The 21,563-nt window shown below is 41.7% G+C and carries 21 protein-coding genes and 1 pseudogene; 1 reads left to right on the forward strand and 21 read right to left on the reverse strand.

Annotation, left to right across the window (positions count from 1 at the left end):
* Nucleotides 1-39: 39 nt before the first annotated feature.
* From DWW33_RS09745 to DWW33_RS09840, 21 genes and pseudogenes are all read right to left on the reverse strand, one after another.
* Nucleotides 40-5,418 (reverse strand): SpaA isopeptide-forming pilin-related protein, encoded by a 5,379-nt coding sequence (locus DWW33_RS09745; protein WP_199650766.1) that lies wholly within the window; start codon nucleotides 5,416-5,418, stop codon nucleotides 40-42.
* A 91-nt stretch (nucleotides 5,419-5,509) separates the two neighbouring features.
* Nucleotides 5,510-6,352, reverse strand: a complete 843-nt coding sequence (locus DWW33_RS09750) for a hypothetical protein (RefSeq protein ID WP_077327774.1) — start codon at nucleotides 6,350-6,352, stop codon at nucleotides 5,510-5,512.
* Between the two features lie 181 nt (nucleotides 6,353-6,533).
* Nucleotides 6,534-6,707, reverse strand: a complete 174-nt coding sequence (locus DWW33_RS09755; RefSeq protein ID WP_172622380.1) for a hypothetical protein — start codon at nucleotides 6,705-6,707, stop codon at nucleotides 6,534-6,536.
* Between the two features lie 5 nt (nucleotides 6,708-6,712).
* A complete protein-coding gene (locus DWW33_RS09760) occupies nucleotides 6,713-7,159 on the reverse strand; it encodes an ATP-binding protein (RefSeq protein WP_226801078.1) in 447 nt (148 codons plus the stop codon).
* Nucleotides 7,160-7,170: 11 nt separating this feature from the next.
* Entirely contained in the window at nucleotides 7,171-8,091 is a 921-nt protein-coding gene (locus tag DWW33_RS09765; protein ID WP_118629989.1) for a ParM/StbA family protein, read from the reverse strand.
* Nucleotides 8,092-8,142: 51 nt separating this feature from the next.
* A complete protein-coding gene (locus tag DWW33_RS09770; protein ID WP_004611518.1) occupies nucleotides 8,143-8,397 on the reverse strand; it encodes a hypothetical protein in 255 nt (84 codons plus the stop codon).
* Nucleotides 8,384-8,533: a hypothetical protein gene (locus DWW33_RS09775; protein WP_227081570.1), complete on the reverse strand. Its 150-nt coding sequence runs from the start codon at nucleotides 8,531-8,533 to the stop codon at nucleotides 8,384-8,386. The genes DWW33_RS09770 and DWW33_RS09775 overlap by 14 nt, the downstream gene beginning before the upstream one ends.
* A gap of 270 nt (nucleotides 8,534-8,803) precedes the next feature.
* Nucleotides 8,804-8,926: a hypothetical protein gene (locus DWW33_RS16140; protein WP_004611516.1), complete on the reverse strand. Its 123-nt coding sequence runs from the start codon at nucleotides 8,924-8,926 to the stop codon at nucleotides 8,804-8,806.
* 153 nt (nucleotides 8,927-9,079) lie between these two features.
* Nucleotides 9,080-9,364, reverse strand: coding sequence for a DUF6462 family protein (locus DWW33_RS09780; protein ID WP_181983922.1), 285 nt, complete (start codon nucleotides 9,362-9,364; stop codon nucleotides 9,080-9,082).
* 3 nt (nucleotides 9,365-9,367) lie between these two features.
* Complete coding sequence (locus DWW33_RS09785) at nucleotides 9,368-9,826, reverse strand: DUF6462 family protein (protein ID WP_004611514.1); 459 nt, start codon at nucleotides 9,824-9,826, stop codon at nucleotides 9,368-9,370.
* A gap of 8 nt (nucleotides 9,827-9,834) precedes the next feature.
* The gene (locus DWW33_RS09790) at nucleotides 9,835-10,056 is read right to left on the reverse strand and encodes a DUF6462 family protein (RefSeq protein WP_005340583.1); all 222 of its coding nucleotides are present in this window, start codon (nucleotides 10,054-10,056) and stop codon (nucleotides 9,835-9,837) included.
* 245 nt (nucleotides 10,057-10,301) lie between these two features.
* Nucleotides 10,302-11,786, reverse strand: a pseudogene (gene lysS, locus DWW33_RS09795) (lysine--tRNA ligase); the annotation flags it as partial.
* Between the two features lie 18 nt (nucleotides 11,787-11,804).
* Nucleotides 11,805-12,284, reverse strand: coding sequence for a transcription elongation factor GreA (gene greA, locus DWW33_RS09800; RefSeq protein ID WP_117841898.1), 480 nt, complete (start codon nucleotides 12,282-12,284; stop codon nucleotides 11,805-11,807).
* A gap of 29 nt (nucleotides 12,285-12,313) precedes the next feature.
* Nucleotides 12,314-12,949, reverse strand: a complete 636-nt coding sequence (locus DWW33_RS09805; RefSeq protein WP_118057616.1) for a hypothetical protein — start codon at nucleotides 12,947-12,949, stop codon at nucleotides 12,314-12,316.
* Complete coding sequence (gene dusB / locus DWW33_RS09810; RefSeq protein ID WP_117841896.1) at nucleotides 12,946-13,920, reverse strand: tRNA dihydrouridine synthase DusB; 975 nt, start codon at nucleotides 13,918-13,920, stop codon at nucleotides 12,946-12,948. The genes DWW33_RS09805 and dusB overlap by 4 nt, the downstream gene beginning before the upstream one ends.
* The gene (locus tag DWW33_RS09815) at nucleotides 13,917-14,687 is read right to left on the reverse strand and encodes a type III pantothenate kinase (protein WP_118057615.1); all 771 of its coding nucleotides are present in this window, start codon (nucleotides 14,685-14,687) and stop codon (nucleotides 13,917-13,919) included. Before DWW33_RS09815 ends, dusB begins: the two co-directional genes overlap by 4 nt.
* A 1-nt stretch (nucleotide 14,688) precedes the next feature.
* A complete protein-coding gene (locus tag DWW33_RS09820; RefSeq protein WP_022242890.1) occupies nucleotides 14,689-15,036 on the reverse strand; it encodes a DUF6145 family protein in 348 nt (115 codons plus the stop codon).
* Nucleotides 15,037-15,129: 93 nt separating this feature from the next.
* Nucleotides 15,130-16,107, reverse strand: a complete 978-nt coding sequence (locus DWW33_RS09825; protein WP_118639410.1) for a biotin--[acetyl-CoA-carboxylase] ligase — start codon at nucleotides 16,105-16,107, stop codon at nucleotides 15,130-15,132.
* A 6-nt stretch (nucleotides 16,108-16,113) separates the two neighbouring features.
* Entirely contained in the window at nucleotides 16,114-17,103 is a 990-nt protein-coding gene (argF, locus tag DWW33_RS09830; protein WP_022242888.1) for an ornithine carbamoyltransferase, read from the reverse strand.
* Between the two features lie 100 nt (nucleotides 17,104-17,203).
* Nucleotides 17,204-18,130, reverse strand: a complete 927-nt coding sequence (locus DWW33_RS09835) for an SPFH domain-containing protein (protein WP_117841894.1) — start codon at nucleotides 18,128-18,130, stop codon at nucleotides 17,204-17,206.
* A gap of 132 nt (nucleotides 18,131-18,262) precedes the next feature.
* Nucleotides 18,263-19,444: a cell wall hydrolase gene (locus tag DWW33_RS09840; RefSeq protein WP_118639411.1), complete on the reverse strand. Its 1,182-nt coding sequence runs from the start codon at nucleotides 19,442-19,444 to the stop codon at nucleotides 18,263-18,265.
* Between the two features lie 250 nt (nucleotides 19,445-19,694).
* On the opposite strand from DWW33_RS09840, the gene DWW33_RS09845 reads away from it, so the two are divergent.
* On the forward strand, nucleotides 19,695-21,506 hold the full coding sequence (locus DWW33_RS09845; protein ID WP_118639412.1) for a methyl-accepting chemotaxis protein: 1,812 nt from the start codon (nucleotides 19,695-19,697) through the stop codon (nucleotides 21,504-21,506).
* The last annotated feature ends 57 nt before the right edge of the window (nucleotides 21,507-21,563 follow it).

Consider the following 21,563-nt stretch of genomic DNA (forward strand, 5'->3'; position numbering starts at 1 on the left):
ACATAAGTTACTGGCTTACATTCCCCGCAAGGTTAATTTTTACTGTTTATTCTTTTTCTTTCTTCCACGAAGTCCGACTCCGACACCAGTAATAAGTGCAAGTGCACCGATTCCAAGATAAAGAAGCGGATTTGCATTGTCACCTGTCTGTGGAAGCTTAGGCTCTGTCGGTACATTGACAAGCTTAAGTGTTGTTACAACAACTTCCGGTGCATTGTCATCATATCGAAGAGTTACATCGTGAGCTGTTTCATCAAGGATATATCCATCAGCTGCTTTTGTCTCAACTACTGTATAATGGATATCTTCCTTAAATGAACCATCCTCATTGTAAGTACAGATAGGAAGCTCCTTGCTCTCTGCATGACCATTCTTGTCAGTAGTGAGTGTATCAAGCACCTTTCCGTCCTTATCCCTTACTTCAAATACAACACCCTCGATTGGCTTTCCGGTTACTTTGTCAGTTTTCTCAATGACAATCTTACCGACTGCCTGTTCATCTTTCATGGATACCTTCTGGATTTCTGCTGTCTCCTTTACTTCAAAGGTTACATCACTTGCCACCTTATATCCATATGGTGCAGATTCCTCTCTGAGTGTGTACTTTCCGACAGGAAGTCTCTCAATCATATGCGTCTTTCCTGCCTCTGATGTCCAGCTCTCAACAAGCTTTCCATCAGCATCAATAACTGAAATCTTTGCTCCAGGCAATTCTTTCTTGCCTGTGATATCAGTCTTTGAAATTTCTACCTTGATCGGTGCATTTTCAAATGCTGCCTCAAACTCGATAACCTTTACCTTATCTCCCTGATATGAAGCATCCACATCAAATGTCTTATCTGACTTCACATAGCCCTTTGGTGCCTCAAGTTCTTTGACATAATACTGTCCAAGTGGAAGGTCAGAGGTAAATGTTACTTTGCCATCCTTTCCAGTAACACCTCTCTCAATCTGTGTATCTGCTTTGACAATAACCTTTCCATCCTTATTTACGATATCTTCTTTCGCAAATAAACCAAATACAGCACCTTCAAGCTCTTTCTTTGTCTCTGAATCCGTCTTGGTTACAGTAATCTGCACTTTCTGACGCTCATTTGTCACATCCATTCCTGCAAATACAACCTTTGTATTCTGATCGATATAGGAAAGATCTGCCTCAATCGGTGTCTCATCTAATACAAATCCATCAATGGTCTTTGTCTCAACAAGATAATACTTGCCAAGTGGAAGGTCATCAATTCTAGCGATACCCTTATCATTTGTCACGATGGTTGCCACCTTGTCTCCTGCCTTGTGATATACAGTGTTAAGTCCGTCAGCACTTACGATATCCTCTTTTGCATATACATCAAAAGTTACTCCTGCAAGGCTGTCCTTGAAGAAATTGAAGATAAAGTCATACCAGTAACCCTTCATAAGAGTAGTATCTGTTACAAATTCGCCGTCCTTATTGATGACGATGGAACCTGTAGGAACTTCATCCTTCATCTCTACATGCTGCACTTTGCCCGTGTCCTCTACTGTAAACTGGATATCTGCTGCCTTGAGATATCCGTAAGGAGCAAATTCCTCACGAAGAGTGTAAGTCTCTCCAACTACAAGTCTCTTGATTACATGTGCTTCCTTAGCATCAGATGTCCATGTGTCTACCACATTTCCATCCTTATCAAGTACAGTAAGTGTTGCACCTGTAAGCTCTGCACCGCTTGTGATATCTGTCTTTGTAAACTCAAAGGTTGTAGGAGTGTTCTTATACTCGCTGTTATATACAGCAGTCTTAACATCCTGTCCCTGATATTTTGTATCAAAGTTTACTGCTTCCTCACTTGTCACATATCCGGCAGGCTTTACAAGCTCCCTTGCAACATATTTTGCAAATGGATAATCCTTAACAAAAGCAATCTTTCCATTCTCATCAGATGTTGCCTTCTCAAGAAGTGTACCTTTCTCGATAATAACCCTGCCATCAGCATTCCTTATATCCTCATCTGCATAAAGACCAAATACTGCACCTGCAATCGGTGTATTATCTTCTGCATCAAGCTTGGTCACTGACATATCAAGCTTCTGTCTGTCATCTGAGAAAGTAAGGCTTTCCTTGATAACAGGTGTCTTATCATCCACATATGTGAATGTGACTTTCTGCTCATTTGGATTTAACACATATCCGTCAGGAGCTGTTACTTCAACAACTCTGTACTGACCAAGAGGAAGATTCTTGGCTACTGCCTTTCCATCTTTTCCTGTTGTAAGAGTTGCCACAAGGTCGCCCTTGCTGTAATACTTTGTACGGTTGCCATCTGCATCCTTCTGGTTGTCTGCTGTGTAAATATCCTCGGCAGCATAAACTTTGAATTTTGCTCCGGCAAGTGAGCCTTCCTTATAAACAAACTCTTTCTCATATGAGCTTGCAAGAAGTCCACCCTTAAATCCGTCAAGTACCTCTCCCTTCTTTTCTACAGTCAGCTCTCCGACTGCAGGGGCATCGGAATATTCCACTGTGATGATGGCATCATTGGTATCTCCATCTGTCTCAAATGCTGTATCTGTATCAACTGAAATGTTGATATAGTTATCATTCACCACATATCCGAATGGTGCTTTTACCTCTTCAATGCGGTAGTTTCCGATTTTGAGTGCTTCCGGTAAGATTAAGTCTCCATCCTCATCAGTAAAGAATGAAGTATGCTTAACCTTTGACGGATAAGTTGTGTACTGGGTTACATATTCGTTCTTATCAATATTGAAGATCTTAAACTCTGCATTTGGCACAAGCACTGTCTGCTTTGTATCGGAATCCTTCTTGATTACACGAAGCTTTGCAGTAAACTCCCTGTCAAGGAATACTCTCCATGTCTGAGGCTTGTCAGGATGATTCTCGCTGATTTTTACCTCAAATGGCTTGATTGTCTTCATGTTATGCGGTGTCTTTGACTCAACTACCACATAGGTTCCATAAGGAATTGCAATGGAAACTGCATGTCCCTTGTCATCGGATGTGATTGTTGTTGCTCCGTTTTCCCCGATTACTACCGGAGTTGCCTTGTCATAGTCATAACTTCCATCTGCCTTTACGGATAAAGAAGATTTTAAGTATGCTGTGAACTCTGCACCTGCAAGCAGTCCTGCTTCAGTATCATCGCCATTGTCAGATACCTTGATAAGCTGGAATGGCTGCTTGATGACCTGCTCTGCTGAGGTTGTGCTTCTTGATACCTCTGCTACAAGGTCTCCCTCATAGTCACATACTACATCGTGCTCCTCTTCGTCTAAGAGATACCCCTCTGATGGAGTGATTTCTTTCACATAATAGTTTCCAAGGTAAAGGTTATTGACCTCTGCTTCGCCATTCTTATCTGTTGTAAGTGTTGCTACAAGGTCACCTGCTTTGAATACGACTCCTGTTGCTCCGTCCGGATGCACGATATCGTTTCTTGCATAAAGACCATAAACTGCACCTTCAAGGCTTGCATCTCCCTGGGCAACTGCCTTGCCTGATTCCTTGTCTACCTTGTAGATATGAATCTTTGCTGTCGTTCTGTCATTCACAAATGTATGACTGAATGATGCCTTTGCCTGTGTTTCAGGTAATACATTGAAATTGAAGCTGTAAACATCTTTACTGTTTCTGATATACGCATATGGTGCCTGTGTCTCTGATACATAATATCCGTTAGAGATTGGCAGATCCACGCTGTAGCTTGCCTTTCCGTCCTCACCTGTAGTTACTGTCTCAAGAGCTGTACCCTTTGTAACAATAACCTGTCCGGCATAGTTTTTGATGTCATTTCCGGCATAAAGTGTGTACTTGCCGCCATCAAGAGGGTTCTCTGTGTCAGAGTCCTTCTTTACGACAGATACATCCGCTTTCTGTCTTGTATTCTCAATCGTAGTTGATTCATACTGTACTGTCACAGTCTGGTCCTTATATTCAACTGCTACTGTCTGAGGTGTGGTATTGATTGTATACCCGTCAATGCTCTTAATCTCAGTTACCACATAAGTTCCAAGATGAAGGTCAGATAATACCACCTGTCCGTCAGTTCCTGTTGTAAGGCTTTCTGCTACAACATCGCCAGCACTATACACCTTTGTACCATCTGCCTTGTAGATATCTGCTCCAGCAGTTACCATAAAAGTTGCTCCAGAAAGCTTCTTTTTCTCATAAGTGAAGTTGCTTCCATTCCATGAGCTAAGCACCTCACCCTCTTTATAGATTGTGATTGCTCCAAGCTGCTCTTTATCTGTTGCAGAGATTCCCGTTGTCTGTCCTGCTTTTACAGTAAGTGTATGAACTTTACCGGAAAGGACATATCCCTTTGGTGCGGTAATCTCTTTTACATAATAAGTGCCAGCGACAAGTGCAGCTGACTTTGCATATCCGTTTCCATCTGTTGTCATGATCTGTATTCTGTTTGTGCATCCGCTATCAGAATAGATTCCATAGACTGCACCGGAAAGCTTCACTCCGCTTGACTCATCTGTCTTTGTAAGCTCACCATATCCGATATTCTCTGTCTTGACCTTGATATATGCTTTGATAGGATCTGCTGTCGGTCTTTCAGAAATAAACTCCTGATATCCGCTCTTTCCTGTAAGCCAGAATACACAGCTTGATGTTGTCTCAATCTTGCCAGCATTGGATGTGAATGTTCCTGTTGTAGCTGTAGTATTCACGCTCATTGAAGAGATTGTAATACTGTTGCCATTCTTATCAACAGAATATCCGCTGATGCCAAAATCAAAATCCGATAAAACACCATTGCTGTCAGATAATGTTGTTTCAAATCTCTGACTTCCCTCATTCCACTTTAATTCATAAGTTGGTGCCTCACTGGTTCTGCGTGATGCAAAACTTGGAAGTGTTGCATTGTAGGAGCTGCTGATATTGTCCCTGAGTCTCTCATAATAGCTGTATGAAGAATCAGGACTTGGTGCTGTGTTACAGAGCTTTCTTGCTGCCGAATCACCACTTCCGGTTCCAAAGATATCTGCTACAATAACCCATACCATTGCCTGAGTTGCGATATACTCATCGCACTGACTGTTGCTTGGTGCCGCCTTTTGTGTACTGTTAAACCCATAATAAAGGCAGTAACTTAAAAGTTTTCTCTGCTGTGCTGACATTGATGTGCTCGCATCATCGTAGCTGTTCATAAGCTGACCGCCATCTGCTCTTAATCCGAAATTCATACAATATGCAGAATTTCCGTCAAGAATTGAATACAGAATCTTGCCATGATTATATCCGGGCTTCAGCTCACTTACTTCTCCGGAATTTTTGACTGACGCATTCCAGAACGCAATATTTGCCTGCGGACTGGCTGCAAATGCTGTTGTACCATTCGTAAAGAGTGTTCCAACCAGTGTGAGCATAGCCATAAATCCTGCCATAAAACGCTTTAGTTTCTGTTTCATGTGCTCTTTCCTCCTTAATTTACGCATAAAAAAAGAAAGACATAAGTTTATGGCTTACATCTTTCTTCCTTCTGCTTCTATTCGTTTTTATTTATCTGTGACATCGAAACTCGTAATAGTCTGTGCCGCCTGTCGTGTAAACTCCATCATAACTGATGTAGAATACCGGATCTGTTTCCAAAAGTAACATACTTGCAATATATTCTGCGATTGCATCCTCAGATGATAACCGCTGTCCATCAATGGTACTTGCTTTGTTAAGGTCTGTCTCTACAAACACACTATAATAAGAGCCTTCCATACCATCGTAAGGATAATACTCATTGTACTCTTCCTGCGTGATACTGCCATCATTCAAATGGTTCTGTAAATTCTGCTGTGTGGTAATCATTCCTCCTGCCTGACACTTTGCTGTTGCAAGTGACACAACATTCTGTGGACTGTATGCCACGGATGCAGGCTGTGGGTTGCTCACATTGTCTTTCGGACTGTCTGTAGTCTGACCACCATTACCTGCATTACTCTGATTTCCGCCAGCTTCCTCATTATCATTTACAGGAGCTTTCTGTTCCGGCTCGTCATTCTGCTTTGGCTTTTCTTCCTGCTTTGAAGCAGTTTTATTATCTGCGGATCGGTTATCTTCTTTATCAGTCTTCTCTTCTGAATCTTTAGCCTCGGCAATATCTTTCTCTGTCTCATCACTTCCAGCTTCGGTTGTGACCTCTGTGACAGCTTCCGTTGCCATTGCTACTTCTTCAGTTGGCTTTACGCTTTCCGTCTGTTTCTCTGTCTGATTATCAGCCTTTTCCTTACCACCATTACAGGCAGCCATTGAAAAGACCAGTACTGCGGATAATAAGATAATACTTATCTTCTTCATAGTAATCACCCATCCCTTCTCCGCAAGAGGGACGGGCTTTGTGTTCCGTGCCATCCACCCTTGCAGTGAACTATTTATCTGTAATGCACGGGACACATAGGACTGTCCCGTATTCTGTGCATCTTAAACTCCTTTCATTATACCAGCTCTCTTATTTTAAAGAAATACTGCATAAGTCTTCTGTTTTTCTTATAATTTAAGAATAAACCCTTTACCTGCATTCGCTCACCTCCTCTCAGAATGTGCCCATTCTTACGAATGAAAGAAATACCCTTGCCACCATTGCGAATAGAAGAAGAATTATTCTGGCAAGTCCTAAGACCAGCTTCAAAGCTCCAAGAATTATCCTTAATATCCACTTGAGTATCTCTAAAATCACTGTTCCTACGGCTCCCATAACTCTTCTCATAATAATCAGTCTCCTTTCGACATCCATCCCATTGCAAGACCTGCAACATCTGCATCGTCCATAACATCTTCTGTAAGTTCTTGTGCTTCACTATTGGCTGCCTGCATAATTACCGGCTGACCAACATTCATCCCGGATATCACTCCGCCTAACAGCTTTATTACCTCTTTTCTAGCCTCATTGGTTGCTGCTTCAATGACTTCTTCCTTAATGTCATCAATATCTTCTGACCGGATATATTCAGCCCTCTCTTTTTCCTTCTTCTTGATAACAAAGGTTTCTTTTCCATAATTATCAATGTAAAACTGAATCGCATCTATGATGAACTGATTCTTAGATTTGAAAATCTTTGGATCAAGGTTCTGAATCACATCATTGATTTTCACATGCTGAGGATTGCTCATGTTGAGGCGGACAGAAGTTTTTACTTCATATTCAAGTCTTCTTCCCATCATCTGCCTCCTTATGATAAACGCCTAGTGCTTTTAAGTCCCATCGTGGCAAGCTGCTCATATCCTCTTGCATTTGCCTTTACATCAAGGTTATAGGAAATGTTCTTTGCATCGTGACTGCCAAAATTCTTCATCACAACTGCCCCTCCACCGACAAATACAATCGGTGTAGTCTTTAAGTTATACCCAAACTCACGGATTGAGTTATATACCTTATCAACAAAATCCTCTATCTCTGCCTTAATAATGGCAAAGTATTCATCATCAATATCTGACCTGCCATATCGCATGATGTTCTGTATCTCTGACTCGTCTACCTCTCCGTTAAGCTGTCTTACACACTGTTCATTGATAGAACGCATACAGGTAATAAGACCTTTTGGTATCGTCACACACTTTGATTCATCCGGTGACTTGTTGATTACCGGCATAATGTCGATTGTCCAGCTACCGATATCTACTATCAGCGTTTTCTTTGCCATTGTAGGTATCTTGTCCACTACTGCTGCATAACACTGAGGAAATATTGCCACATCATCAATTTCAATATAATACGGCTCATTCTCATATTTGAAGCTTACACGCTTATTCTTTGTCAGGTACTTGATAAAGTCATTCTTCTCAGCTCCAAACCTTGTAAGTGGAAGTCCTACAGCAAGGAATACCTTTGCCTCTGCAAGACCTCTTCTTTTAAGTTCCTTAGCAACTGCTGCAAGAGTGAGAAGATAAAAGCTGTCATCTTCGACCTTTGTATCCTTTACTTCCTGCCTCACAGTTCCAACCTTATAGAACTTTCCTTCATACTCAAGTACATCGCCGAAAAGTGCCGGAGTTGTTGTAATCTCCTTAACACCTGTGACAAATACCTGAGAGATTGTTTTCATCATTGACCAACCATGATCAATGCCGATTACTTCTAACTTGTTATTCATATGTTTTGCACATCCTTTCTTCTTAAACAGCCACTTGAACATCTTAACCACCTACTTTCCTATCAGCTTTCGCATACAAGGAAAACAATAACCATTCCCCTGATAATATGGACATCCGACACATTCCGTCGGAAGTTTCTGTTCTTTTTTCTTAGATGGTTTACAACATGTTCCATTGGCACATCTGTTGTTATGTCCCCAGAAGAATCTACAATGCATACAATCTTTTAATTCTCTTTCAAGCTTTTCTTCTGGAGATACAAACCTGCGTTTCTTATGCTTATCTCTTTTTTCAACTGTTCCCACCAGAGCTCTCCTCCCTTCCAAGGAGTGATTGCTCTCTTATCTGTTCCATTGTCCTGTCCGACTCTCCTGCCGTCCTAGCTAACGAATACAATACGATAAGAACAATAATTATTAATGCTATGCTAAATCCCATCATCACTTTATCCTCCTTCAAATTAGTTGCCATATAGACAAAATTTGAATTTGGAAGTGATATAGTCTACATGGCTATGCTTAATGCTAAGCATGTAGGTACACGCCAGTCTTCTAGACTCCTATATCGCCCCGTGTACAAAGAGGTGTTCTCACCTCCGGGAGTTACAGACGAGCCACAAAATGTGTTTCACGACGCCCTTCTGAATTATCAGAAGCACTATCTCTTCTTTTAGCCTTTTGAAGATAAGGACGAACTTCTCGCCCTCTGTGGTTAATTATCCTTACGCAACATGCCGATTCCTTTTACCAGATTTCCATCCAGCTTCTCGCCCTTCATCTTTCGATCCATCAGACTACTAATATGATAGCTGTGACTTTCATCCTCCAGGTACATGCCCCGTAATTTTACTACCTACAGAAATTCTGTAGTGCAAACTACTTTGCAAATCTGTAACTGATTATTCAATTGTTATGTCCAATCTCTCTTGGACAATTGATATTCTACAATGCACTTTAATTTTACGGAAGTGACACCACTGGTGTATTTTTACGAATTTTCACCAGTTTTTGGTGTATTTGTCATTTCCTTTAATTTGTCCCATGTATGCTTAGGCAGTTCTCTTGCCGGCTCTCTGAATCGTTCAAGATATTTTTCAAATAATTCCGTATTGATTAATGCTGAATTACCGACTTTATAGACTGCTCCTGCCTCTCTCGCAATTACTATGATTCTCGATTTACTTATCCCATAAATAATCGCTCCTTCCTCTGCATTGACAAATTTTTTCATAAAATCCTTTGTATCTGAATAGCACTTATATGAGTAACTCATTCATCAGTCTCCTTTCACATTTGGCAATGGATGTTTCATTTCTGTTGGCGGTTCTCTGAATTGCTCCATATATTCATCAAACACCTCCAGATTAATCAGAATAGTATTTCCTTTTGCTTCGCCTATCTTATATACAGCTCCAGCTGCTCTAGCCATTTCGATAAATCTATGATGTCCTATGCTGTAAGTCATTGAACCCTCTCCGATTCTCACAAACTTCTTTTCCACAATTTTATTTGAACTAGGAACTCTTGCAGAATGTTTCATAAATTTCATCAACCTTTCCTTATGTACTAATATAATCTTTGCAAGCTGATATCTTGCTCCAGCAGCCAACGCTATATCCATTGCCTCATCTTGTGTTACATCTAATAAAGCCATTACCTCATCAATACGAATAAATCTTGGTTTTACAGTTTCTTTTCTATAGGCACAAACTGAACCACTCAATGTATTTACCATAACATCACCTACTTATAAAACTCAGAATCTGTAATATGAAAAGTTTCAAGATACTTATCCAATATTTCTGTATTAACAAGTACAAGCTGACCAATTTTATAACAAGCCTTGGCATCCTTAGCCACTTCTTGAAATTTTGTCATTCCCATACTGTACATCTTTGCACCATCTGAATATCTTACAAACTTTTTTGCATCCTCATATCTATCTTTCTTCTTTGATTCATTCATTGCTGTGCTCCTTTCACTTTGACTTCATAACAAATGACGTATTTTCTCCATAACGCAAAAAAGAGGACATCTTCTAAATTTCTTTAGAAAATGTCCTCTTAGTAGTTCATATTTGATTGAATCTTTTTCTTTTCAGATTGTGTACTCTTTCATACTGATGTAAATGACTATGCCAAAATACGTCTTTTAATGCGTCCTTTGACGTACTCAAATGCCTCAACCCCGCATAAACACTAGGTTTATTTATCCAAGCTCTTCATTGTCGGGAAGAGCAATACGTCACGGATTGCCGGTGAATCTGTCAACAGCATAACCAGACGGTCAATTCCATATCCGATTCCACCGGTAGGCGGCATTCCGATTTCCAGTGCGTTCAAGAAATCTTCGTCGGTATGGTTTGCTTCCTCATCACCGGCTTCGAATGCGGCATCCTGTGCTGCAAAACGCTCACGCTGGTCAATCGGGTCATTTAACTCGGAATATGCATTACACATTTCCCATGTATTGATAAATAATTCAAAACGTTCTACCTTGGTTGGGTCAGACGGTTTCTTCTTGGTAAGCGGAGAAATTGCTACCGGATGATCCATGATAAAGGTCGGCTGAATCAGTTCTTTCTCACAGAATTCTTCGAAGAAGAGGTTGATGATATCACCCTTGGTATGACGCTCTTCGAATTCAATGTGATGTTCTCTTGCCAGCGCCTTTGCAGCTTCATCATCTGCTACGGTATCAAAATCGATGCCGGCATATTTCTTGATGGCATCGTTCATGGTCAGACGCTCAAAAGGCTTTCCAAGGTCGATTTCAATGCCATTGTAAGTAATCTTTGTAGTGCCGCATACTTTTTCTGCAAGATAACGGAACATGCTCTCGGTAAGTTCCATCATGCCTTCATAATCAGTGTATGCCTGGTATAACTCCATCAATGTAAATTCCGGATTGTGGCGGGTATCAACACCTTCGTTACGGAATACCCGTCCGATTTCGTAAACACGCTCCAAGCCACCAACAATCAGTCTCTTTAAGTATAACTCAAGAGAAATACGGAGCTTTACATCTTCATTTAATGCATTGTAATGTGTTTCAAACGGTCTTGCGGCTGCTCCACCTGCATTGGAAACCAGCATAGGAGTCTCAACTTCCATGAAGTCACGTCCAGCTAAGAAATTACGGATTTCCTTGATAATCTGGGAACGTTTGATGAAAGTCTGCTTGGAATCCTGATTCATGATAAGGTCTACATAACGCTGACGGTATCTGGTATCGGTATCAGTAAGTCCGTGGAACTTCTCCGGTAAAATCTGTAAGCTCTTGGATAATAAAGTTACCTCAGATGCATGGATAGAGATTTCTCCGGTCTTGGTCTTAAATACCTTTCCTTTGATTCCTAAAATATCTCCGATATCATATTTCTTGAAATCTTTATAAGAATCTTCTCCGATTTCATCTCTTGCGACATATGCCTGAATGCTTCCCTTTAAATCCTGTACATTACAGAAAGAAGCTTTTCCCATCACACGCTTGAACATCATACGGCCTGCGATAGATACCTCTTTTCCCTCAAAAGCATCAAAGTCGTCTTTGATATCTGTGCTGTGGTTTGTTACATCATATTTAGTTATCTGGAACGGATCTTTTCCATTTTCCTGAAGTTCTTTTAACTTATCACGGCGCACCTTGATTAACTGGTTAATATCCTGTTCCTGTACGTTCTTCTGTTCCGCCATCTTTGTTCTCCTAATCTGTTAGTTTGATCTTTGGATTCCTAATACTTTATATTTTAAGTTACCCATCTGGGTCTCAACTTCTACTACGTCACCAACGCCGGCACCGATTAATGCTTTACCAACCGGAGACTCGTTGGAAATCTTTCCCTTTAAGCTGTTTGCCTCTGTAGAACCAACAATTTTATATTCCAGTTCCTCATCGAATTCCATATCAAGGATTTTTACCTGACATCCGATGTTAATCTTGTCTAAATCAACTTCTTCTTCTACTACGACTTCTGCATTCTTTAAGATTTTCTCGATCTGTTCGATTCTTGCTTCGATATCACGCTGCTCATCTTTTGCTGCATCATACTCAGCGTTCTCAGATAAGTCTCCCTGCTCTCTTGCTTCTTTAATCTTCTGTGCAACTTCTTTTCTTCTGACCACTTTCAGATTCTGTAACTCGTCTTCCAGTTTCTGTAAACCCTGATAGGTCAAAATGTTTTTCTTATCCATGCTTATTAGCCCTTCCTTTTATAGATTTTCTATTCTGCATAAAATTCTCGCTCTAATCGATCTGAAACCGCTTCACAGCCTGTAAAACCGGTTCCCTTAACAATCATAATATTATACCCAATAGGTACCTCAATGTCAAGATTTGCCCGCTGATACCAGTTCCTTTTATAAATGGAAATATAGATACTTTTTTCCGATAGAAATTCTTCCCGGATTCTTCCGTCAGCTTCAAAATCCAGTATCAGTCTGCCCTCTTCCTGGCCGGTTCCCTTTTGAATTGCATTTTCCTCTTTTCCAATCACTTCTACAATCAGTCCCAGTTCCTCATAGAGATACTCTATTTCCCCTTGGTGATGTTCTGACTGACCGGTGCAAAGTGTATATACATTAAGTCCCGGATAAAGCTGCCGGAGCATATACTGTTCTTCCTCCTGCTGAAGATATTCCCCCGCTTCCGCATCAATGACAAACAGCCGCATGTCCCGGTAGGAAATGTCTTTCTGCTCTAATACTGCTTCGATTATTTTCCGAAAAAATGCATTGCAGGGAAAATAAATTTCTTTTTCAATAAAGTTATTCTGTTCCTGACGGCTGTTCCTGTTTTCTGATTGCAGATTGCTTTTATTCCTGCGTAAAAGACTTTTTAATTTTTTCCACCATTTCATGCTTCATTATATGATGCAAAGGTTTCTAATAATTCCTCCAGCTGTTCGTAAGTTTCAACTTCATTGAGCAGGCTTCGAAGCCTGGATGCATGCTTGTAGCCGCCGGTGTACCAGGCTGCGTGCTTACGCATTTCCCGCATTCCGGTAAATTCGCCCTTAAAGGCAATCTGCATCTTTGCATGACGCAGCACCATATCCACCATTTCTTTGGCGGATGGCTTCGGCAGTTCTTCTCCTGTTTCTAAGAAATGGTTAATCTGTGCAAATATCCATGGATTTCCCTGTGCTCCCCTTGCTATCATCAGCCCGTCACAGCCGGTTTCCTGCTGCATCCGGTACGCATCCTGTGGGGTAAAAATATCACCGTTTCCGATGACCGGGATCTTTACTGCTTCTTTCACTTTCCGGATAATCTCCCAGTCCGCTTTGCCGGAGTAATACTGTTCCCTGGTCCGTCCATGCACCGCAATGGCAGCTGCCCCGGACTCTTCCGCAATATGCGCCATCTCTACTGCATTGACATGGGCATCATCAAAGCCCTTTCTGATTTTTACCGTCAGAGGCTTCTTTATGGCTTTTGCTGTTTTTTCGATGATTTCACCTGCCAGAATCGGATTTTTCATCAGTGCAGAGCCGTCACCATTATTGACTACCTTTGGCACCGGACATCCCATATTGATGTCGAGAATATCAAACGGTCGATACTCGATACGCTTTGCCATTTCGCTCATAATTTCCGGGTCGGAGCCAAAAAGCTGCAGGGAAACCGGATGTTCCCGCTCATCAATGGCAAGCAGGCTTTCGGTATTCTTATTATTATAATAAATGCCTTTAGCACTGACCATTTCCATGCAGATAAGTCCTGCTCCCTGCTCTTTGCAAAGTACACGAAATGGCAGGTCTGTTACCCCTGCCATTGGTGCTAATATCAAATTATTATCAAGTGTTACATTTCCTATTGTCAGTTTCATCGTTTCTGTTTTGCGTAAATAAGACGCATTCCTTCTAATGTCAGTGTCGGATTGTAGTACTGAATATATTTTGTCTCATTTGCAATGATTTTACCCAGTCCGCCGGTTGCAACTACTTTTACATCCTTAAGTCCGGATTCTTTTATCATATTTTTTACGATATATTCTGTCTGTCCAATCTGTCCGAATATCAGTCCTGCCTGCATACTGCTGATAGTTTCTCTTGCAAGGATGGTAGACGGTTTCTTAATCTCGATTTCCGGAAGCTTTGCGGCATCTTCCCAGAGTGCCTTTGCAGAAATGCGGATTCCCGGGGAAGTTACTCCTGCGAAGAAATCTCCATTTCCATTGACGAAGTCATAGGTGGTTGCTGTACCATAGTCGATTACTACAACCGGTCCGCCATAAAGCTCATATGCACCTACAGCGTCTACGATTCTATCCGCGCCAATCTGCGCCGGATTCTCGGATGTGATACGGATTCCTGTCTTCACGCCCGGTTCCACAACCATTGGCTGAATCTCAAAATATTTAATCATTCCACTGCAGAGGGAATGCATGACATTTGGTACTACCGATGAAATGATGGCATCCTTGATTTCATTATGGGAAATCTCGTTATGCTCTAATAAATCAATGATTGTAATACCGTATTCATCAGAAGTTCTCTGCATTTTTGTTGTCATACGAAATGTTGTGATTAATTTTTCCTTATCAAACACTCCAATGGTAATGTTGGTATTTCCTACGTCAATTGCCAGTAACATATTAGTCCTCCTTATCTTCTGTGAATTCTTCTCCCAGGAAAAATACACGGTAATACATTTCAAGCGATTCAAAGAGCTCTGTCTTTTCCCGCTGCATCTGTTTGATTTTTAACACACTGCCGATTTCATCATAGAAGAAATCTCCATCCTCACATTCCGTCCGGAAATTAAGATTTCCCTCTTTGTCAAATATAAGCTGCAGTGTTCCTCCGATATCCTCTGTATACAGTACACAAAGAATATTCAAATCCTCTTTGATTCCCTCCGGAAGTCCGTTAAACAACGGATTCAGATAGAATTTCTTGGTATAAGCGCTGGAACCGCATAAAACGATTTCTTCCTGCTCCATATATTCATACTCCTTTTTTTATTTATGCCTTTTTTATATCTGGTAAATGTGGCTTTTCCTGTCTATCCTATAAACATCTATCTCGATGCATGTCTATACATATCCATAAATCCCGCGGACAGATACTTCCCCGGAAGACACCAGTTTTCTTGCTTCCCAGGTATCCACGATTAATTCGCCCCGGTCGGTAATGCCCTGTGCCACTCCCTCAAATGGCTCTTTCGGGTCTAACACTCTTACCTTCTGCCCTTTATTGGCAAGGCTTGCATCGTATTCCTTCCGCAGATCCCGTAAATCCTGATATGCCATAAACCGGTCATAATAATGCTCGAATTCTTCCCAGACAGCTTCTATTAATCCTGCACGGTTTACCCGTTTCCCACTTTGTAACAGAAGTGAGGTGGCATTCTGCGCAATTTCTTCCGGGAAACTTTCATTATTCACATTAATACCAATGCCTACCACAATATGGTTTACATAATCCATCTGTGCACTCATTTCCGTCAGAATTCCTACTACCTTCTTACCATTGATGACAATATCATTTGGCCACTTTATCTTTGCTTCCATACCGGTGCAGCAGGTAATGCCCTTTGCCACTGCCATGGCTGCCACCAGTGTCAGCATGGATGCATTGGAAGGATTCAGCTCCGGTTTTAAAATCAGCGTCATAAAGATTCCGGTTCCCGGCAGGGAACTCCAGCCTCTTCCACGTCTTCCTTTTCCGGCATCCTGCTGGTCTGCCACCACAAGGGTTCCATGCTCTGCACCCTCTTCTGCAAGACGGCTGGCTCTTACATTAGTAGAATCTGTTTCATCATAATAATAGATTTTCTTTCCAATCCAGTCTGTTTTACGGATGCTGCTCAATTCATTTTCGCTTAAGATATCCGGTGCACCTACAATCCGGTAGCCCCGGTTCTGCACCGCTTCAATTTCATAGCCATCCTTTTTCAACTGATTGATTGCCTTCCACACTGCGGTTCTTGATACACCAAAGCGTTCACAAAGCTCCTGTCCGGAAACATAACCTTCCGCTTCCCGCAGTGCTGCAAGTATTTTTGCTTTCATAGGTTCTTATTCTCCTAAAGTTGCAAGCATAACTGCCTTTATCGTATGCATACGATTTTCTGCTTCATCAAATACGATGGATTTCTCACTTTCAAATACTTCGTCGGTTACTTCCAGCTCGGAGTATCCGAATTTCTCATAGACATCCTGTCCAATCCTGGTCTTAAGGTCATGGAATGCCGGGAGACAATGCATAAACAATGCCTGCTCTCCTGCATTATCCATCAGCTTCTTATTTACCTGATATGGCATCAGGTCTGTAATACGCTCTTTCCATACCTCTTCCGGCTCACCCATGGATACCCACACATCAGTATAGACAATGTCTGCGCCCCTGGTTCCTTCCATGGCATCCTCTGTTAAGGTAATGGTTCCGCCTGTGCGGGATGCCACATCTTCACAATATGTAACCAGCTTTGGATCCGGGAAATATTTCTTATTGGTACAAGCTACAAAATGCATTCCCAGTTTTGCACAGGTTACCATCAGGGAATTCCCCATATTATAACGGGCATCTCCCATATATGCCAGCTTTACACCCTTTAATCTGCCAAGATGCTCTCGGATGGTTAACATATCTGCTAACATCTGGGTCGGATGAAATTCATTGGTCAGTCCGTTCCATACCGGAACGCCTGCATATTTTGCCAGTTCTTCTACGATATCCTGTCCATAGCCGCGATATTCGATTCCGTCAAACATGCGTCCCAAAACTCTTGCAGTATCCGGAATGCTCTCTTTTTTTCCAATCTGGGAGCCTGACGGGTCAAGGTAAGTTACGTGCATGCCAAGGTCATGGGCTGCCACTTCAAATGAGCAGCGGGTTCTGGTACTGGTCTTTTCAAAAATCAGTGCAATATTTTTGCCAATCAGGCTGTCATGCAGAATACCCTGTTTCTTCTTTGCTTTCAGGTCTGCTGCCAGATCTATCATATAGAGGATTTCTTCTGGTTCAAAATCCATCAGTTTTAAGAAATTACGTCCTTTTAAATTCATTGCTTTTTCCTCTTTTCCTCTTACTCTTTGATGCAAAACGGGCTGTCCTACATAGATGTGGCAGCCCGATTTTCGCTTCGATTCATGGTTTCCTTTTTAATTATTTTTCTCCGGCAACCTCTGTAATTGATTTTACCAGCCCTGCAACACCCTGTATCTCAGATGGTATGATAATCTTTGTTGCCTTTCCATCTGCAGCCTTTGCAAAAGCTTCCAGGCTCTTAAGCTGTAGTACAGCATCGTCCGGTGCTGCTTCTTTCAAGAAACGAAGTCCGTCTGCATTTGCCTGCTGAATCTTTAAGATTGCTTCTGCCTGACCTTCTGCTTCTTTTACGGTTGCTTCCTTCTGTGCCTCTGCACGTAAAATTGCGGCAGTCTTCTCTGCCTCTGCATCTAAGATTGCTGATTCTTTCTTACCTTCTGCTACAAGAATCGTAGATTTCTTCTCACCTTCTGCACGAAGAATTGCTTCACGTCTTTCACGCTCTGCCTTCATCTGTTTCTCCATGGCATCCTGAATTGCCTTTGGTGGGATGATATTCTTTAACTCTACACGGTTTACCTTGATTCCCCATGGGTCTGTTGCCACATCCAGGGAAGCTCTCATCTTGGTATTGATGGTCTCTCTTGAAGTAAGGGTCTCATCTAATTCCAAATCACCGATGATATTACGAAGTGTGGTTGCTGTCAGATTTTCGATTGCCATAATCGGATTTTCAACACCGTAAGCAAATAACTTCGGGTCTGTAATCTGGAAATATACAACGGTGTCAATCTGCATGGTTACATTATCTTTGGTAATTACCGGCTGTGGTGGGAAATCAACCACCTGCTCTTTTAAAAGAACTCTCTTTGCGATACGGTCAATAAACGGTGCTTTAAAATGAAGACCTACGCCCCAGGTTGCAAGATATCCGCCCAGACGCTCTACAACAACTGCATTTGCCTGCGGTACAATCTTGATACAGGATACAATAATTACCAGTACTAGTATTACTAAAATGATAAGTGCTATTAATCCTTCCATTTTTACCCTCCAAAACTTATATTTTGAATAACTATTCACATATTACTATACTTTTTCCAAGATTACAACAGGGTGCCAAAAACTTCTTTTGACACCCTGACTTTATACTCTCTTATATTTTCTTACATTTTCCTAGAAAAATACATGGTTTCCGATGACTACTCCTGCCTGACCGGAACTTGCACGGCGGAAGCTTAATGCCCCACCGGTATTATCTACACCGGATAATGCTTCCTGTGCTGCCTGTAAACAGCTTCCGCTGACACCGCTTGAAATAACAGATGCAACTTTTCCGTTTCCTGCTGGTGTAAACTGACCGCTCTGGTAAATTACATCATAAAGGCTGGATGGATATGCACCACTTCTCAGACGGTTCATAACAACTGCTCCGACTGCCAGCTGGCCTTCATAACACTCACTGCCTGCTTCGCACTGGATTAATGCAGCAAGAAGTGTTACTTCATCACAGTTTGCTGCTACAGATGCATTCTGTGTTACCATGGTTGTTGTAGTCTGTGCAGCTTTCTTTGCTGCCTCTTCTGCAGCCTTCTCTTCCAATGCAGCTCTTTCTTCTTCCATGGAAACTGCCGATGCTACATTTAAGGATACGGTTACATAATCTGCAGATACAAATGCAGTGGAATTCTTTAAGCTGACTGCGACCCATCCTTCCGGAGATTCTGTCTGTGTATCAACTACAAGCTTATCTCCTTCTGATGCTGCCTTGATAACAGATGCATCCGGATTTGCTTCACTGCGGACACGAAGACCACCGGTGGTTACGGTTGCTACGGTGTCACATACAGTCTGTGCATAAGCATATGCTTCCTGACCTGCCACACAATATTCGCTCTTTACATATCCGTCTACAGAACCGGATGTAATATGATACCAGCCATCTAATGTCTCTACGATATCGGCTGCTGCACCCTTATATAATTTTCCAATTACTTCAGACTCTCCATCTGCGGAGCTTCTTATATATAAGAAATCATCCACATTTGCCATAAGCTTACTGTTCCATGCCTGCTGCTCCTCACTAAGCTGAGGCTCCTCTTCCTGTGCTTCTGCAACAACCACTACATCTGCACGTTCAATGGATGCCTGCTCGGTTGCCGCGTCTCCCAATGCTGCCAATTCTTCTATAATGCCGGCGGAGCCATCTGCCTGTACATCTACCACAGCTTTTGTTTCCTGCTGCGGTTCTGGTACATTTTCTACTGGTGCTGTCTGCATAACTGCTGTGACTGCGGTTACAACGGTAAGCATCACTGCTATAATTGTGCTCTCAATCACTCTTTTTCTTAAATTCATTTTGACCTCCATAACATATATCCTGTTTTTCTTTTTTAAGGATTATTAACAAGTATATGTCATTTTATTCATTTTTATTACATTTATTACAAATTTGTTACATCACGGATTATAACAAAGTAATTTTTATTTGTCAAGTTTCTGTACTTTTTATCCAATTCATGATATAATTTCCAAATAATAATTACGCAAAATCACAAGAAAAGATTTCGTCTTTTTTCGTAATAGTTATCAAGGAGGATGTATTTTTATGAAGGAACGTAAGCAAAAAGATTCTGCTTTGAAGCAGAATCCAGTAAAGGCTCCAAAGCCTGTGAAAGCGCAGAAAGTGCCGAAAGCACCAAAGGCGCCAAAAGTGCCTAAGGAGAAGAAGGAGAAAAAGGCCGGACTTCACTCCATGCGTTTTAATGTTGTACAGTTAGTTCTGCTGAGTATTATCATCAGTGTTGCTTCTCTTCTGATTATGATTATACCGGTTGCGGATAATGCAATTTCCACTTTGGCAGAAAGCTATATGCGTGATGTCTGTGATACCTGCGGTTTAAATGTTGATGCTGCCCTGAACCGGAGCGGTAACGTTATTTTAAATCAGGCATATCTAGAAACTCTGATCGGTGATGTCCGTATCAATGATCTGGATTCCAGTTACGCCTATGTGGTTGGTTCAGATGGAACCATGATTTACCATCCGGATGCAAGCAAAGTCGGACAGCCTGTAGAAAATACCGCAATTAAACAGGTAGTAGCTGATTTGGAAGCAGGTAAAGAACAGCAGAAGGGTATGGCAATCTATGAATTCAGAGGTGCTGAAAAATATGCGGCTTACTATGTTACTTCCAATAAAGCAGCTATTTTAGTCATTACTGCTGACCGTGGAGATATTTTAAGTGCTAAAGATGTAATTTATGTCCGCGCCGTTAGTGCCGCAATTGTTATCTTTATTGTACTGGGAATCATTTCTTTCCTTATTGCAAGTAAAATGACCCGTCCGATTGTAGAAATTACCAACGTTATTAAGCGTTTCTCTTCCCTGAACTTTGCAGAAAGCCCAACTACCATCCGTATCAGCAAACGTAAGGATGAAACCGGGCAGATGGCAAGAGCTATCGGAGATTTACGTGAGAAGTTAGTCACAATTGTTTCACAGATTAAGTCCCAGAGTGAACTGCTTTACAATGCATCTACTGAACTGGATACCAATGCATCCCACACAACATCAACCGTGGGAAATGTAGAAACCGCAGTAAATGAAATTGCTACCGGAGCAACCAATCAGGCTTCCGAAACCCAGAAAGCTACCGATGATATCGTTAATATGGGTAACATGATTGAACATACCAACAGTCAGGTTGAAAGTCTTACAAGCACTGCTAACCTGATGCGTGAATCCAGCGAGGAAGCTGCTGCCACCCTGAAAGAGCTGGACAACATCAACCAGCAGGCAATTGCTTCTATTGATGTTATTTATGAACAGACCAATATAACTAATATCTCTGCCCTGAAAATTAAAGAAGCTACAACTTTGATTTCTTCCATCGCAGAAGAAACAAACCTGCTTTCCTTAAATGCTTCTATCGAAGCAGCCCGTGCTGGTGAGGCAGGACGTGGATTTGCCGTTGTTGCATCGCAGATTCAGAAACTGGCTGACCAGTCCAATGAATCTGCAAACCAGATTGACCAGATTATCCATGCTTTGATTGAAGATTCTGAAAAAGCAGTTAAGACCATGGATGAGGTTAAAACTATTATGAACCTGCAGAGCGAAAACGTACATAAGACCGGTCAGGTATTCGAACAGGTTCGTGATGGAATCAGTTCTTCTATCAGTGGCGTAGGCGAGATTGCTACCAAAACAACACAGCTTGATAAAGCCCGTGGAGATGTTGTGGATGTCGTACAGAATCTTACCGCAATTGCCCAGCAGAATGCAGCAAGTACCGAAGAAACTTCCGCTTCCGTTATGGAAGTCAGCAATGTTATGCAGGAAATCATGGAAAATGCAAATCGTCTGAAAGAGATTGCTTCCATCCTGGAAGAAAATATGAATTCATTTACTTTATAATATGCATAACAAAGAATGTGCCTTGGCACATTCTCGCGCCTGCGGCGGTCGCTTGCG

Source organism: Roseburia sp. AF15-21, from assembly GCF_003479505.1.
Classification (GTDB): domain Bacteria; phylum Bacillota; class Clostridia; order Lachnospirales; family Lachnospiraceae; genus Roseburia_C; species Roseburia_C amylophila.